At 68.0% G+C, this 12652-nt stretch carries 12 protein-coding genes and 3 pseudogenes; 6 read left to right on the top strand and 9 right to left on the bottom strand.

Annotated elements, in window-relative coordinates; all coding sequences use genetic code 11:
• Positions 1–12: 12 nt before the first annotated feature.
• The 3 genes from IF67_RS0135015 to IF67_RS0135005 all read left to right on the top strand — a co-directional run bounded on the left by IF67_RS0135015 (position 13) and on the right by IF67_RS0135005 (position 2075).
• Positions 13–558 (top strand): ester cyclase, encoded by a 546-nt coding sequence (locus tag IF67_RS0135015; RefSeq protein WP_078889815.1) that lies wholly within the window; start codon positions 13–15, stop codon positions 556–558.
• Entirely contained in the window at positions 555–1049 is a 495-nt protein-coding gene (locus IF67_RS0135010; RefSeq protein ID WP_030992602.1) for a DUF3237 domain-containing protein, read from the top strand. The genes IF67_RS0135015 and IF67_RS0135010 overlap by 4 nt, the downstream gene beginning before the upstream one ends.
• Before the next feature lie 315 nt (positions 1050–1364).
• On the top strand, positions 1365–2075 hold the full coding sequence (locus IF67_RS0135005; protein WP_030992601.1) for a hypothetical protein: 711 nt from the start codon (positions 1365–1367) through the stop codon (positions 2073–2075).
• A gap of 26 nt (positions 2076–2101) precedes the next feature.
• Here IF67_RS0135005 and IF67_RS46085 read toward each other — a convergent pair.
• The 5 genes and pseudogenes from IF67_RS46085 to IF67_RS0134980 all read right to left on the bottom strand — a co-directional run.
• A pseudogene (locus tag IF67_RS46085) lies at positions 2102–2236 on the bottom strand (IS5/IS1182 family transposase); the annotation flags it as partial.
• A 35-nt stretch (positions 2237–2271) separates the two neighbouring features.
• The gene (locus IF67_RS45445; RefSeq protein WP_234341548.1) at positions 2272–2676 is read right to left on the bottom strand and encodes a transposase; all 405 of its coding nucleotides are present in this window, start codon (positions 2674–2676) and stop codon (positions 2272–2274) included.
• Positions 2677–2779: 103 nt separating this feature from the next.
• Positions 2780–3376: pseudogene (locus IF67_RS45440) on the bottom strand (helix-turn-helix domain-containing protein); the annotation flags it as partial.
• 294 nt (positions 3377–3670) lie between these two features.
• Positions 3671–4204, bottom strand: coding sequence for a GNAT family N-acetyltransferase (locus IF67_RS0134990; RefSeq protein WP_324608903.1), 534 nt, complete (start codon positions 4202–4204; stop codon positions 3671–3673).
• A gap of 926 nt (positions 4205–5130) precedes the next feature.
• The gene (locus IF67_RS0134980) at positions 5131–6024 is read right to left on the bottom strand and encodes an NADP-dependent oxidoreductase (RefSeq protein ID WP_030992597.1); all 894 of its coding nucleotides are present in this window, start codon (positions 6022–6024) and stop codon (positions 5131–5133) included.
• Positions 6025–6094: 70 nt separating this feature from the next.
• On the opposite strand from IF67_RS0134980, the gene IF67_RS0134975 reads away from it, so the two are divergent.
• Positions 6095–6670, top strand: coding sequence for a TetR/AcrR family transcriptional regulator (locus tag IF67_RS0134975; protein WP_030992595.1), 576 nt, complete (start codon positions 6095–6097; stop codon positions 6668–6670).
• A 13-nt stretch (positions 6671–6683) separates the two neighbouring features.
• Here the strand turns inward: IF67_RS0134975 and IF67_RS42420 are convergent.
• Both IF67_RS42420 and IF67_RS0134970 read right to left on the bottom strand, forming a co-directional pair.
• A pseudogene (locus IF67_RS42420) lies at positions 6684–7193 on the bottom strand (IS5 family transposase); the annotation flags it as partial.
• 131 nt (positions 7194–7324) lie between these two features.
• Positions 7325–7804: an OsmC family protein gene (locus IF67_RS0134970; protein ID WP_030992594.1), complete on the bottom strand. Its 480-nt coding sequence runs from the start codon at positions 7802–7804 to the stop codon at positions 7325–7327.
• A gap of 53 nt (positions 7805–7857) precedes the next feature.
• Between IF67_RS0134970 and IF67_RS43375 the strand changes: the two genes are divergently transcribed.
• Positions 7858–8666 (top strand): IS5 family transposase gene (locus IF67_RS43375; RefSeq protein ID WP_199812832.1). Its coding sequence is split into 2 segments (ribosomal slippage): positions 7858–8205 and positions 8208–8666, totalling 807 coding nucleotides; the frame shifts between segments, so codons are not numbered across the junction.
• A 22-nt stretch (positions 8667–8688) separates the two neighbouring features.
• The gene (locus IF67_RS42415) at positions 8689–9018 is read left to right on the top strand and encodes a deoxyxylulose-5-phosphate synthase (protein WP_078889813.1); all 330 of its coding nucleotides are present in this window, start codon (positions 8689–8691) and stop codon (positions 9016–9018) included.
• Positions 9019–9115: 97 nt separating this feature from the next.
• Here IF67_RS42415 and tpg read toward each other — a convergent pair whose 3' ends face one another.
• The gene (tpg, locus tag IF67_RS0134950) at positions 9116–9673 is read right to left on the bottom strand and encodes a telomere-protecting terminal protein Tpg (protein WP_030992587.1); all 558 of its coding nucleotides are present in this window, start codon (positions 9671–9673) and stop codon (positions 9116–9118) included.
• 9 nt (positions 9674–9682) lie between these two features.
• Positions 9683–11800: a telomere-associated protein Tap gene (tap, locus tag IF67_RS0134945; protein ID WP_030992585.1), complete on the bottom strand. Its 2118-nt coding sequence runs from the start codon at positions 11798–11800 to the stop codon at positions 9683–9685.
• Positions 11801–12652: the final 852 nt, after the last annotated feature.

Below are 12652 nucleotides of genomic sequence, written 5' to 3'. Positions count from 1 at the left end.
GACGGCCATCGAATGTTCGAACTGGCGCAGGAGTTGGCTGTCGCCAAGAGCCGGCAGGACGTGCCCGCGGCCATGAAGCTCTTCCACCGGGACATGGTGCTGGAGGCTCCGGCATTCGGGACGACGGCCCGCGGCCCGGATGAGAACGAGAAGGCGCTGATCGGGTTCTTTGCCTCGTTTCCGGACTACGGCATCGAACTCCAAGGCCATGCCGACAATGCCGACGCGCTGGTCTGCTGGGGGACAGCGAGGATGACCATGACGGGCGACCGGTTCGGCGTGGTCCCCGACGGGAGGCGTGCCGAGCTGCCGGTGTTCATCCAGTTCGCCTTCAAGGACGGCTTGATCGCCGGCGAGCAGTTCTTCTTCGACCTGTCGGCACTCTGCGCCCAGTCAGGTGTCTCGACCGACGCGGTCAGGCGAACGGTGTTCGGGGGCGCCGTGGAGCCCGAGGCGTTGCCGCATGGGCAGCGCCAATCAGGCTTCTTGGACGCGCGCCACCCGCATCCCCCGTCTTCGACCAGCCGAATCGAACCGATCAGAGGCGAGGAAACATGACAGCAGATCCACGGCTGAAAAACGTCGGCGAGATCAAGACGGTGCATCTCTTCGACATGGTCGTCGATTTGAATCCGCGGCTGAACATCGGCGACGGCCCGATGGGACAACGGGTTCTCTTCGGCGCCGCCGGGGGGACTTTCGCAGGACCGGGGCTACGGGGCGAAGTGCTGGCGGGCGGCGGCGACTGGACGTTGTTCCGTCCCGACGGAGTGATGACGCTCGACGTCCGACTGACACTCCACACACACGATGATGCTCTGCTGCACATGACCTACGGTGGCCGCTGGGTCACCCCGCCCGACCTGCGGGCCGACCTGGCCGATGCCGACAAGAGGCACCAGGTCGACCCCGCTCGCTACTACTTCCGGACGAATCCGCTCTTCGAAACGGGGGCGAAGCGATACGCATGGCTGAACGACATCGTCTGTGTGGGGTCGGGATACCTGGTCGAAGGCGGAATCGCCTACAAAGTCTCACAGGTCGTGTGAACGACTGCCACCACGCGGTGCTGAGCGTGCGGTGGTGGAGTTGACGACAAGTCAGGAGTGCAGAATCAGTTCCTAAAGCGACGGCTTCCATCCACGCCATGCTCGGCATCGCCCTTCTGCGCAATCTCGTCCTTGCCAGGGCGACCGGCGCGCGGAAGGGCGAGGGTCCGGACTCACCTCAGAGAGCATTTAGCGGACAGCCCTTCACCCGCAACGGCGTCTTGGCGAGCTCCGTGCACTGGAAGATGCAGTCCCTCCTGCGGGCAGCGGAAAACCGATCGACAGGCCGGGCGGTACGGGCCATGATCCGCACTTGTGACAACTCCGAAGCAGCTCCTGGTCCAGGCCGCCGCCCGCAACAACGCCGAGTGGTGCGCGGCGATGAGCCGATCGCACGGCTTGGCCGGCGAGTTCGGGGCACAATCCTGGGCCGTACCGGCTCGCACGCCGCCCTACTACCCCGACGCGGTGACGCTGGTGCCGGGTGCCGATCCGGCCGCGCTGACCGCCCGGATCGACACCACCGCGCCCGGCGCCTCGGTCAAGGACAGCTTCGCCGACCTCGACCTGACGGCGGAAGGCTTCCAGGTGCTGTTCGAAGCGCAGTGGATCCACCGCCCGGCGGGTGCACCCGCACTCGCGTCGGACCTTGCCTGGGAAGTGGCGAGCACCCCGGACACATTGCGCGCCTGGGCGCTCGCCTGGGCCGATGGGGACGGCAACGCGGACCTCTTCCGGACCGAACTGCTCGACGACCCCGCCACCTTCGTGCTCGCCGGACAGTCCCCTGACGGCAGCGTGGTCGCCGGAGCAGTGGCGAGCCGAAGCACCCAAGTGGTCGGGATCTCCAATGTCTTCGCGCTGGACAGCGCCCCTGACGCAGCCTGGCCAGTCGTACTGGACGCGGTGCACCGGCTGTTCCCCACCCTGCCGGTGATCGGCTACGAGCACGGCGCCGACCTGGCGGCCGCCATCCGCCATGGCTTCGAGCCGATCGGTCCGCTGCGGATCTGGCTGCACGGCTAACCGAGCGGTCATTCTCTCCCGTTGTTTCATCCCGGGATCTGAGGTTGGTATGGCCTTGTGGGGTCGCGCCAAGAGATGGTGTTCTCGCCGGCGAGACGGCGGGCCATGAGGTCGGTCATCGCGAGGTGGATCATGGCTACGGAGCAGGAAGACAGCGTCTCTTAGTGGTCGGCTCCGGAAGTCCTTCGCGGGTTGATCACGCTGCCAGCGTGACGGAGGACTCTTCCTGGTGACCGGTGGTGTGCCGGTCGAGCCTGGCCAGCAGATCATCCAGGTCGGAGGTGGTGAACTTCCACTGGAACGGCTGTGCCGTGGCGTTGTAGCGGTCTTCGAAGGCTCGGAGCCGGACCCCGACCTCGGTGAGGTCGGTGAAGTCGTTGGGCGAGACGACCTTGCGCTGCACGACGGAGAAGAAGCTCTCCACCTGGTTCAACCAGGAGGAGTGCACCGGGGTGTGGACCATGACCGCGTTCGGGAATGCGGCGGTCAGCCGGTCTGCGGCCTTCTTCCCGCGGTGGGAGGAGCCGTTGTCGACGATCCAGAAGACGCGCTTGGCGCTGGCGTACGGTTCCTGGCTCATGACCTGGGCGGCCAGGGCCATGAACGGGTCGATGCCGGTCCGAGCCTCGGTGCGGCCGAATACCTTGGGTCTGGTGGACGTCGTAGGCGGCCAGGTAGGCCAGGGCGCCGCTACGGCCGTAGGTGTGGTTGACCCGCATGGCGCGGGCCTTGCCGGGAGCGAGGGTGGGGTGGTAGCGGCAGCGGGCCTGGATGGAGGTCTTCTCGTCGGCGCTGATGACGTACTCGTCCTCGCCGAGGGGTTGACCCTGCCAGGTGCGGGCGTACAGGTCCAGCACCCGGGCGGCCTTGGTGTGGAAGGCGGAGTCGGTGATGAAGATCCAGGAGCGGAGCTGCCAGGGCTTGAGCGCGTCCTCAGTCAGCCAGCGTCGCACGGTGGAGGGCGACACCGCGGTCACGATCTGGCGGGTGATGGCCTCGCGGGCCAGTTCGGGGCACGACCAGCGTGAGATCGGCACTCCGGTCTCGGCGGGTAGTTGGCAGGCCAGCGCCTTGACCTCGGTGGCCTGCAGCGGCGTGAACGAAGCGGGACGGCCGCAGCGCCTGCGGTCTTTGAGCCCGGGCAGGCCCGCCTGAGCAAACCGGCCACGCCAGCGGCGCACGGTGTCCAGGTGCAGCCCCGCCTCCCGGGCGATGCGCGCGTTGGAGCGTCCGCGCGCGGCGTACAGGACGACCTGCGCACGCACCCGCAGCCGGTGCTCGGTTTTGTGGCCGTAGGCCATCTTCTTCAACCGCACGCGTTCGGCGGCGCTCAGGGCTATCGGACGGGCAGTGCGGACGGGCATGGCGGGCGAACCGATCGGCCGAAGTGGATCACTGGCAAGCCACAGCCTGCCCCGCCCGCCGCCGGGGCAGAGCCCAGACGTCGTGGCTGGGCGCGGCGTCCCACGCCATGAGCACCGGGTGGGGACAGGATGGCCCTGACCGCAGTTGCGTGAAGGCCAGAGCGGCGACTGCCCGGGGGCTGTTGGCGTCTTGGGATTCGGCCACCCCCGCGTGCGGCCGATGCTCCTGCTTCAGGGCCGGTAGACGCACTCCGCCAGCGTCGTGTGCTTCTTCCAGCCCAGCGTCTCGTACAGCGCGCGCCCGGCGTCGGTCGCGCCGAGAACGCCGAGGACCGCGCCCGTCTCCAGGGCGCGGTCGGCAAGCGTACGCATCACGAAGTTGCCCAGCCCGCGCCGCCGATGGGCCTCCTCGGTCACCACCCGGTCCACGACTACGGCTTCCCCGAGGGATGCCATCTGCCCCTGGGCCGCCTGCTCGCCCGCCGCATCCAGCACCCGAGCGTAGGTGACGGCTCCAATGGTCTCCACGGTCGTGGTGTACCCCTCAGGCGCGACCGGGTCCGTGGCCATCAGGTCAACGGCCATCAGATGGCCGCTCTCCTCCCAGGCCCACCCCTGTGGCAGCCAGGACTCGATCTCCTCCGGCTCCGCGGGCATCTTCATCCAAGTCCGCGGCACGGACACCGAGGCCGCGGCGCTGCGAACCAACAACTCCTCGGCCTCGGGGAGGACGTGGCGTCCCACTTCGTCGGCGTTGCCAGCCACCTCGATATAGAACCCCCAGGGCTTCTCGACAGGCGGGGGCGTCCGCCGGGACACGGCCCAGCCAGCCACCCAAGTCCTCACTATGTCCGCAACCATCAAGCCCTCCCGAAGCCGTGGCCGTACCAACGACCAGGTAATAGACAAAAGTCGGGATCACACATTACGTCGCCGTGCAGTCTGCGGCATCCGGTTTGCCGGCGTGCAGCTCCTGAAGGGCAGTCGTGAAAGATCACAAACAGCACTGCAGAGGAACCGCCACCAGCCAGCAACCATTACGAGGACACCGCCCTACCCACCGGCAGCCCCGAAGACGCCCTGGACTGCGCCTGCAGCCTCTACCCCGCCGACCCCAACGTCTGACCCGGCACCGCGCACGAGACAGGCTCAGGAGTCAACCCCCGAAGGACTTCCAGAGCCGACCACTTAGTCGCGGGCCAGGCAACGGTGGAGCATGAGCGGATCCGTAGGTCCCTCCACCGTCCAGCATTTCGGGCTCGGGGGGAACCCCCTGGTCCCGGGGGCACACCGGGTGATTTCCAGGTCGATGTTGAGGGTCGCGGCGTGCTCGACGAAGTGCCTGCGGCAAGGCGCCGTCGACCCACACCTTGCGGATGGTGGGGTGGGTCGACGGCGACCTGGTCGAGCAGGTGGGTGCCGGCCACGGAGTGCTGGACACCGGCCGCAGTCAACGGACCGGTATCCCGTGACAGTACCTGCCGACGCGGTTCGGCAGCCGGCAGACCTGTCACGACCGTCAGGCGCTGGTCGGCAGAGCACATGGGAGAGGATCTCGTGGGCTGTCCAGGCCGACGCCGACCAGCAAGGCCGGCCCGGCGGACTCGGCGGACTCAGCGACGGGAAGCACCTTCACCACCGCCAAGGAATCCAGTTTGCCGGGCCGTGCATGCCACTGCACAGGAAACGGCTCAGACGACTATGACCCGACGCCCTCGCGTGTGACCGGCTTGGCTGTCGATGTGCGCCGCCGCGGCCTCGGCGAGCGTGTACGACTTCTCGACCGGGATGTGGAGCTTCCCCCGCGAGATGAGACCGGCGGCCTCGGCGAGCGCGTCCGGCACGCTCCCGGCCACGCCGGAGAACCGGACACCGAACTCCGGCGCACCGAGATCGGCGATGGAGATCACCTTCTGCGGATCCCCGGTCAGCTCGACGAGCTCGCGGATCACGCCCGAGCCGGCCAGATCGAGAGCCGCGTCGACATGACCGAGCTGCCGCACACGCTCGACCCAGCCCTCGCCGTATGTCGTGGCGAGGGCACCCAGGCTACGCAGATAGTCCTGGTTCGCGGCCCCAGCCGTGCCGATCACCGTGATGCCACGGTCGCGGGCGATCTGTAGCACCGCCGATCCGACTCCCCCGGACGCACCGCTGACCAGCAGCGTCTGCCCGGACTGCACACCCACCTCGCGAATGACGCGCAGCGCGGTCTCCACCACGGAGGGGTACCCGGCCGCTTCTTCGAACGTCAGCCCCTCGGGCATACGGGCCCAGGCCGACAGCACCGCGAACTCGGCATAGGTGCTCAAGCCTTCGCCGAACACGTGGTCGCCGACCTCGACCCCTTCGACACCCTCGCCGGCCTCGTCCACCACCCCGGAGGCGTCCAGCCCGACCCCAGCGGGCAACTCGATCGGATGGGCCTTCAGGATCTGACCTTCACGGACCCTCCAGTCGACGGGGTTCACGCCCGCCGCCCGCACGGCGATGCGTATCTGACCGGGGCCCGCGTGGGGCTCCTCGGCGTCTATGAGTTGCAGAACGTCCGGACCGCCGAACTCGGCGAAGCTCACTCTCTTCATGCGGCCGAACGTAGCACTAACGGTTAGCGTTTTGAAACTGTTCTGGTTTTGCATTTGATAGCGTCAGGGCATGACCGAGCCGTCCGGACGCCGTGAGCGCAAGAAGGCCGCGACCCGCCGGAAGATCGCTGACACCGCCCTGCGGCTCTTCTTGGAACGCGGCTACGACGCGGTGGGCATCCGTGACGTGGCCGCTGAGGCCGACGTGGCCGTCACCACGCTCTTCTCCCACTTCGCCTCGAAAGAGGCCCTGGTGTTCGAGCAGGACGATGACTTCGAGCAACGTCTCACCCAGGCGGTCACCAGCCGGGCGCCGGACGAGCCGCTCATCTCTGCGCTGCGCCGCGAGATCCAGGCCCTGGTGCTACATTGCACGGCGGACAGCGCCGCCCCGATCCGGCACATGATCGACGCATCACCTGCCCTGCGGGAGTACGAGGAATCGATGCGGCTGCGCCATGCAGAATCGCTGGCAACAGCCATCGCCGCCGACCCCGACCTGTCACAGACCACAACGGCCTGCCGGACGATCGCGAGGTTCGTGATCGACGCCTATTCACTGGCCCGTGAGGCGGCCGATCCGGAGGCCGCGGTGGACGAGATCTTCCGGATGATCGAGGCGGCCTGGGAGGTCACCTGCCCTTGAGGTCCGCCCGGCGGGTCACGAGCGAGGCCAGAGGTGAACAACAGCAACGGTCACGGTGCCGTGGAAGACAGGCCAACGCACCACGGGAGCGCCCCAGGGCCTCATCTGAAAGAAACTCAGCAGGTCCACCAATCCAACCAGGCCGTCAGGGAGGACCCGGCTCGAAGCTGAAGGCACCTGCGGAGTGCTGATGGGCACGGCAGGAGGTCGAATCCATACCGCTGGCCATGCTCCAAGCGATACGGCCCTCAGTATCGGTATCAGTATCGGCATCGGCTTGGACCAGCCTGCTGGATCCTCTCCCATGTGCCGTCGGCCGACCACCTGCGGTGCCTGTCGTCCACGGTTTCCACTTCCCGAACCGTGCCGGCAGATCACGCCACGGGACACCGGTCCGCTGCCGGAAAAGAATGCCGTCGATCACCCTGCGATGACTCTTCCAACGCCCGCCGCTTCCGCTGTTCTTTGGCAACTGCGGCTCCAGCCCACTCCACTCCCGATCCGTCAGGTCACCACGCCCCATACTGACCGGAACGATGTGAATGACGGCCTGGCCACACGCCCCGTCAGACGGTGCCCAGTGCTGCTCCGCGGAAGTGCGTGGAGGGGGCTGGTCGGATTGGCTACTGTGGCTGGGTGCTGCCGGAACTCCGCTCAGTCCTCCTGGACTCGAATGACGGGTGTGTGGGTGATCGGGAAGTTCACCGAGCGGGCGATGAAGCACACGCCAGGTACGTCGCCGTGCAGCGAGCGGGCCTTCTCCACCATCGACGCGTTGGCGACTGCCACCTCGGGGCGCAGGACAACCTCAGTGATCTGGCCTCCGCCGCCCCCCTCGTCCATGGTCATGACTCCATGGGCGTGGTCCTCGTAGTCGGTGATGGTGACCCCGCCGACCGCACAGAGGTGGAGGTACCAGAGCATGTGGCACTGGGCGACGGAGGCTACGAGCAACTCCTCGGGGTTCCAGCGTGTGGAGTCGCCGCGGAAGGCGGGATCGGAGGAGGCGGCAATCCCGGCCTTGCCGTCCGCCAACACCTCATGATCTCGGCTGAAGGACCGGTAGCTGTCCGTGCCTGATCCGAGGTTACCCGTCCACTCGACCGTGACGTCGTAGGTATGCGTTGTCGTCATGGGTCAGAGCTTAGACATCGTTTCTTATGGTGTTGGTGGTCGTTGAGCAGTGCATGGCGGATCTGGTTGAGCGGTTGGTGCCGGACGAGTTGTGGGTGCTCTTCAGGCGGGTGGTGCCTGCGACGGAGGTGAGGCGTCCGCAGGGCGGAGGCCGGCGCCGAGCAGGTGACCGCGAGGCGCTGGCGGCGATCGTGTTCGTCGCCACGTCGGGCTGCACCTGGAGGCAGCTTCCTCCTGTGTTCGGTCCGTGCTGGCAGACGGTCTACCGGCGTTTCGCCCAGTGGAGCCGGGACCGGGTCTGGGCTCGGCTCCACCGTGTCGTCCTTGATGAACTCGGGGCCAGGGGCGAGCTGGACTGGTCGCGATGCGCGATCGACTCCGTCAGTGTCAGGGCGGCAAAAGGGGGCCTTTGACGGGACCGAATCCGACCGACCGTGGCAAGTTGGGATCGAAAATCCACCTGGTCACGGACCGGAACGGACTGCCGCTGTCCTTGGGTATCTCCGGCGCGAACATGCACGACAGTCAGGGCCTTGAGCCGCTCGTCCGTGGCATTCCGCCCATCCGTTCCCGTCGTGGGCCGCGCCGCCGCAGGCCTGCGAAGCTGCACGCCGACAAGGGCTATGACTACGACCGCTTGCGTCGATGGCTCCGTACGCGTGGCATCCGGCACCGCATCGCCCGCAAGGGCATCGAGTCCTCGCAGCGGCTCGGCCGTCACCGCTGGGTCGTCGAGCGGACCGTTTCCTGGCTCGCCGGCTGCCGCCGACTCCACCGCCGCTACGAGCGCAAAGCCGACCACTTCCTCGCCTTCGTCGGCATAGCCGCAGCCCTCATCTGTCACCGTCGCCTCACCAAATGAAACGACGTCTTAGGCTGAGCGGATGACCAATGGGAATACCTCGTATGCCTGCCTCTCCTGCCGGGTCTCGTACAAGCAGCCCCACGACAGGGCGAGACAGCGGATCTGCCCGCGCTGTGCGGAGCCGATGATCCATGCCGGGTCGGCGTTCGCGGCGCCCCGGCGGCGAGACGTCGCGGCATGGCGGACCCTCACCGTGTTGCTGAACGCAGGCGTGGGATTCCACAAGAGCTGCTGCGGCGGCCCCGGATACCGGCCCCGAACGTTGCGTGACGTGCGCGAACGGATGACGTACGCGCGGCGCAGCGGTACGCCGGTCGCCGAGGCGCTCGTACGGCGAGATGTGCCATGACGACCACGGAACGTTCAGCCGACCAGCTCAAACACGCACTGGCCAACTGAAGCGCTCAGTCACACATCGGGTCCCGGCCCTCACATATGCCGCCGTTTCAGAAGTCGAGCTCCACGTAGTCGATGTCGGTGAACTCGACCAGGAGGCCGTCGGCGCGGCGCCCGCGGTCCTTGAAGTAGATCTCCTGCAAACCCTCGGCCGCGATGTTCTGCAACTGCTCCTCGGGAGCACCGGCGGCCTGGGCGTCGAAGAGCCGGGCGGCGTAGGCGGGCGGGAGGTGCTGGGTGATCAACCTGATCCGGCCGTCGTCCGTTGTTCCAGGGGCAGCAGTGAAGCCGAAGCGGGCCCGGGTCTCGATGCTGATACCGCCGGTCTGTGCGGCGCGGCGCTGGGCCTTCTCGCGCACCCTGGGCTGCCAACGACGGCGGACCTCACGCTCTATGCGCGCGGCGAGGTCCTTGCGGGGCCGCTTGATCTGGTCTTTGACGTAGCGTTCCACCGTGCGCTGGGAGATGCCCAGCAGCTGGGATACGGCTTTGGTGGAGCCCTTGTGCTGCTTGACCAGGAACCGCATCTGAGCGCCCGCGCTCTTGGGGATCGGGCGGGTGGTGTTGGCGGCCGCGGCCTTCTCCAGGCTCTCGCCGAGGATGCCCACGTCGGTCTCCTACTCTCCGCTGTCGGGGGCGTCGTCGCCCTTGATGTGCCGGGCCGGGTTGATCTGATCGTCCTCGATGGTCTGGGCGAGCCAGAGGAAGTCGCGGGTGCCTTCGTGCTTGACCATGCCGGGGCTGACGCCGAGGCGGAACCCTCCGGGCAGCGGCTTGCCCTCAGAGGTGTGCGGCATGAAGTCCAGTGGGCCGGGTCCGTGGGAGAGGTAGACGGCACAGTCGGACAGGATCGCTACGGGGAACAGGCCCGCGCGGGCCCATGCCATGAGTTTGCGGTGCTGGTTGGTGCGTACCTTGCCGATCAGCTCGGCCCTGGCGTGGGGGCTCCAGGTCGGGCGCTGGAGGGCCGGCCACGGCTCGCCGAACTTGTACTTGATGCTTTGGGGGCGTTCGCGCAGCTTGCCGATGCCGCCCTTGACCGTCGACTTGATGGCCGAGAGGACGGCCGCTTGCCCCGGGTCGACGTTCTTGTGCCGGGCCATCGCGGTGAGGAAGTCGGCCTCGCTCATGCCGGCTTCGACGCCGAGGTCGGCCATGGTAACCATGTAGGCGTCGCGCAGGCGGGTGTACCAGGCGTCGAAATAGGCCCCGTGCTCGTAGCGGACGTATGCCTCGGACGGCTGGATGGGGGCGCCGAGTTCGACTGCGTAGGCGACGGTCGAGGTGGAGTACCAGGCCGGCCCGGTCGGGCGGGTGCCTCTCGGCGTGAACGGGCTGGGAAGGCGCGGGTCGGTCTCGATGTGCGAGAGGTCGACGAGCCAAGAGCCGGGCAGCTTCGGGTCGAACGCCGGGCTCTTGACGTGGGTTGCCGGGCCGGTGCCGATGACGAGGCGGTTGGCGGCTGCGGCGAAGGCCATGTTGACGTCGATGCCGACGGCGTGGGTGTAGCCCTGGGTGCACTCCTCGTCGGTGAGGGGGCGGAACCAGTCGTACGCCTCCTCGTCGATGACCTGGTCCGGGGTGCGCACGTGGTGGCGGGGGTAGAGGGCGGCGACGAGCGGGTGCTCGGCGGGCGCCTCGGGCGGCGTGGGGTCGACCGGCTCGGCCAGCGAGCCCGGGTTCGGCCCGGACACCCAGGAGCCGGTGGCCGCGTCCTTGACCGCGCGGGTCGGCGGGCGCAGCGCGCTCATCAGCTCCAGGCCGCAGACGGCCGTGGAACCGCGCGGGGTGAGGACGCGGGTGGCGTAGGAGCCGAGCACTGCGGCGACGTCGGCCGGCGGCAGCTGGCCGGTGTCCCCCCAGGAGCGGGCGTCGAGGGCGCCCCACGGCAGGATCGCGAACTGCACGCACTGCCGCTTGCCGCCCTCGGCCGGACGGTAAACCCGGGCCCAGGGGCCGAACCCGCGCTTGGTCAGTTTCCACTTGGCCTTGGTGAGCTGCTTGATGACCTTGTGGTCCTCGGGCAGACGGAGGCCGCGCCGGTCCTCCAGGACGGCGGGGAGGCCGAGGCGTTCGGCGGCTTCGTCGGTGAGGACGATCAGGGGGTCGGCGTCCTTGCCGTGGCGGTGGAGGCGGGGCGCGCCCAGCTTTGCTTCGGTCAGGGCCCAATCGACCAGCGCGGGGAAGGTCTTGGCCGGGCAGTCCAGGACCAGGCCACCGACGCAGTACGCCGATCCGTCACCGTCCAGCACCGCGAGCGGACCGTTCGTGAACCGCTCATCGACGACGGCCGGAGACGCGACAGGCTTCGAGGCGGCCTGCTTCGCGGCCGGACGACGCGACGTCGACGGCTTGCCGGGACTCGCCACGCGCACGGGATCTGGAGCCGACGCCGACGCCGTGGAGGGCCGGGCCGGTTCGTCCAGGGGCTGGGGGGAGGCCGGCTGTTCCACCACAGGGCTGGGGAGTGTCTCGGGTGCCGGCGCGAGCGGGTACTTGGCCGCCCAGCCCTCCAGCAGGCGCTGATACGCCTGAAGGCGAGGCGGTCGCGGTTCGCTGCGACCGTTCTCCCAGTTCTTCACCGTCTGCGTCGTCGACTTCAGCACCTGGGCCAGGCGCGCCTGAGTGACACCGGCCGCTTCCCGGAGCCGGGCCCGCTCCGCCGGTGACGGCAACTGCGGCTCACCTTCCAGCAGCGCATCGACCGCCGTGAACAGCTCTTCCTCGGTGGGCATGCTTCACCTCCACCCCGATCCTAGCACCAATTTAGCCTCGATTTTATCTTTACATTTAACTAAGAGAGTAAGGTCAACTCGCCGCAGGCCGCCACGGCAGCCTCGTAGCGCAAAGGGCCGCGGCCCGGGCGCGGCGCCATTGTTACGGTCGGTCGCCGGATGAAGAGCCAGGACGACGAGGGCACCGTACGCGCTCGGATACGGGAGAGGGCAGCACGGGACTCGGGACTGGGAGCAGGCGCGTTTCGGGGCGGATGCTCACCAGTACGAGTTGGTCTGCTTTGTCCCAGTGAGCCCGGTGAGCCCTGACTCTCCAACTCGGCCGCCGTCAGACGCCCTGCTCAGCTATCGCCGGACAGCTTGGCGCTCACCTGGAGCGGTTCTTCGGCCGGTCGGAAAATCCCCCTCCTATCAGCCGGTCCGGGCCCACCGGGACCGGCGTCGTTGGATTGGCCTCGGTGGGCAGACGCCGGCCTCTTAAGAGCCCGTACGCCTCACGGGCAGAGGGCAGTCACGGCTGTTGCGGCGAGAGCGCCGAGGAACTCCGGAAGGGCAGCGGACAGGACGCTCCGACCCCGTGGCGCAGCTCCATCCCGACGCACCGCCCCACCGACACACCGACACACCGACACACCCTAAGCGGATTCGCGCACCAGCTCCGTGATCGTCGACCCGCTCAGCGTCCGCTCCCAGCACTGCTGTTGCGGATGGGCGTAGCACCCGAGCATGAATCGGACGGCGTCGTCAGCGGCGTCGGCTCCCCCTACATTCGATCGGAGAGCAGAGGCCCGCCGCTGGGCTCGCACATCACCCGTGCTCCGCACGCCGGCCCCGACGAAGGGAAACCCTCGC

The sequence above is a fragment of the Streptomyces sp. NRRL S-1813 genome (genome assembly GCF_000719605.1).
Taxonomy (GTDB): domain Bacteria; phylum Actinomycetota; class Actinomycetes; order Streptomycetales; family Streptomycetaceae; genus Streptomyces; species Streptomyces decoyicus.
This window is presented reverse-complemented; position numbering and strand designations above follow the sequence as displayed.

Bases quoted from the DNA above. Each gene is read 5' to 3' on its own strand.
- IF67_RS0135015 (WP_078889815.1), top strand. From the start codon at position 13: ATGTTCGAACTGGCGCAGGAGTTGGCTGTCGCCAAGAGCCGGCAGGAC.
- IF67_RS0135010 (WP_030992602.1), top strand. From the start codon at position 555: ATGACAGCAGATCCACGGCTGAAAAACGTCGGCGAGATCAAGACGGTG.
- IF67_RS45445 (WP_234341548.1), bottom strand. From the start codon at position 2,676: ATGGCCCTGGCCGCCCAGGTCATGAGCCAGGAACCGTACGCCAGCGCC.
- IF67_RS0134980 (WP_030992597.1), bottom strand. From the start codon at position 6,024: ATGAAGAGAGTGAGCTTCGCCGAGTTCGGCGGTCCGGACGTTCTGCAA.
- IF67_RS0134975 (WP_030992595.1), top strand. From the start codon at position 6,095: ATGACCGAGCCGTCCGGACGCCGTGAGCGCAAGAAGGCCGCGACCCGC.
- IF67_RS0134970 (WP_030992594.1), bottom strand. From the start codon at position 7,804: ATGACGACAACGCATACCTACGACGTCACGGTCGAGTGGACGGGTAAC.
- IF67_RS42415 (WP_078889813.1), top strand. From the start codon at position 8,689: ATGACCAATGGGAATACCTCGTATGCCTGCCTCTCCTGCCGGGTCTCG.
- tap (WP_030992585.1), bottom strand. From the start codon at position 11,800: ATGCCCACCGAGGAAGAGCTGTTCACGGCGGTCGATGCGCTGCTGGAA.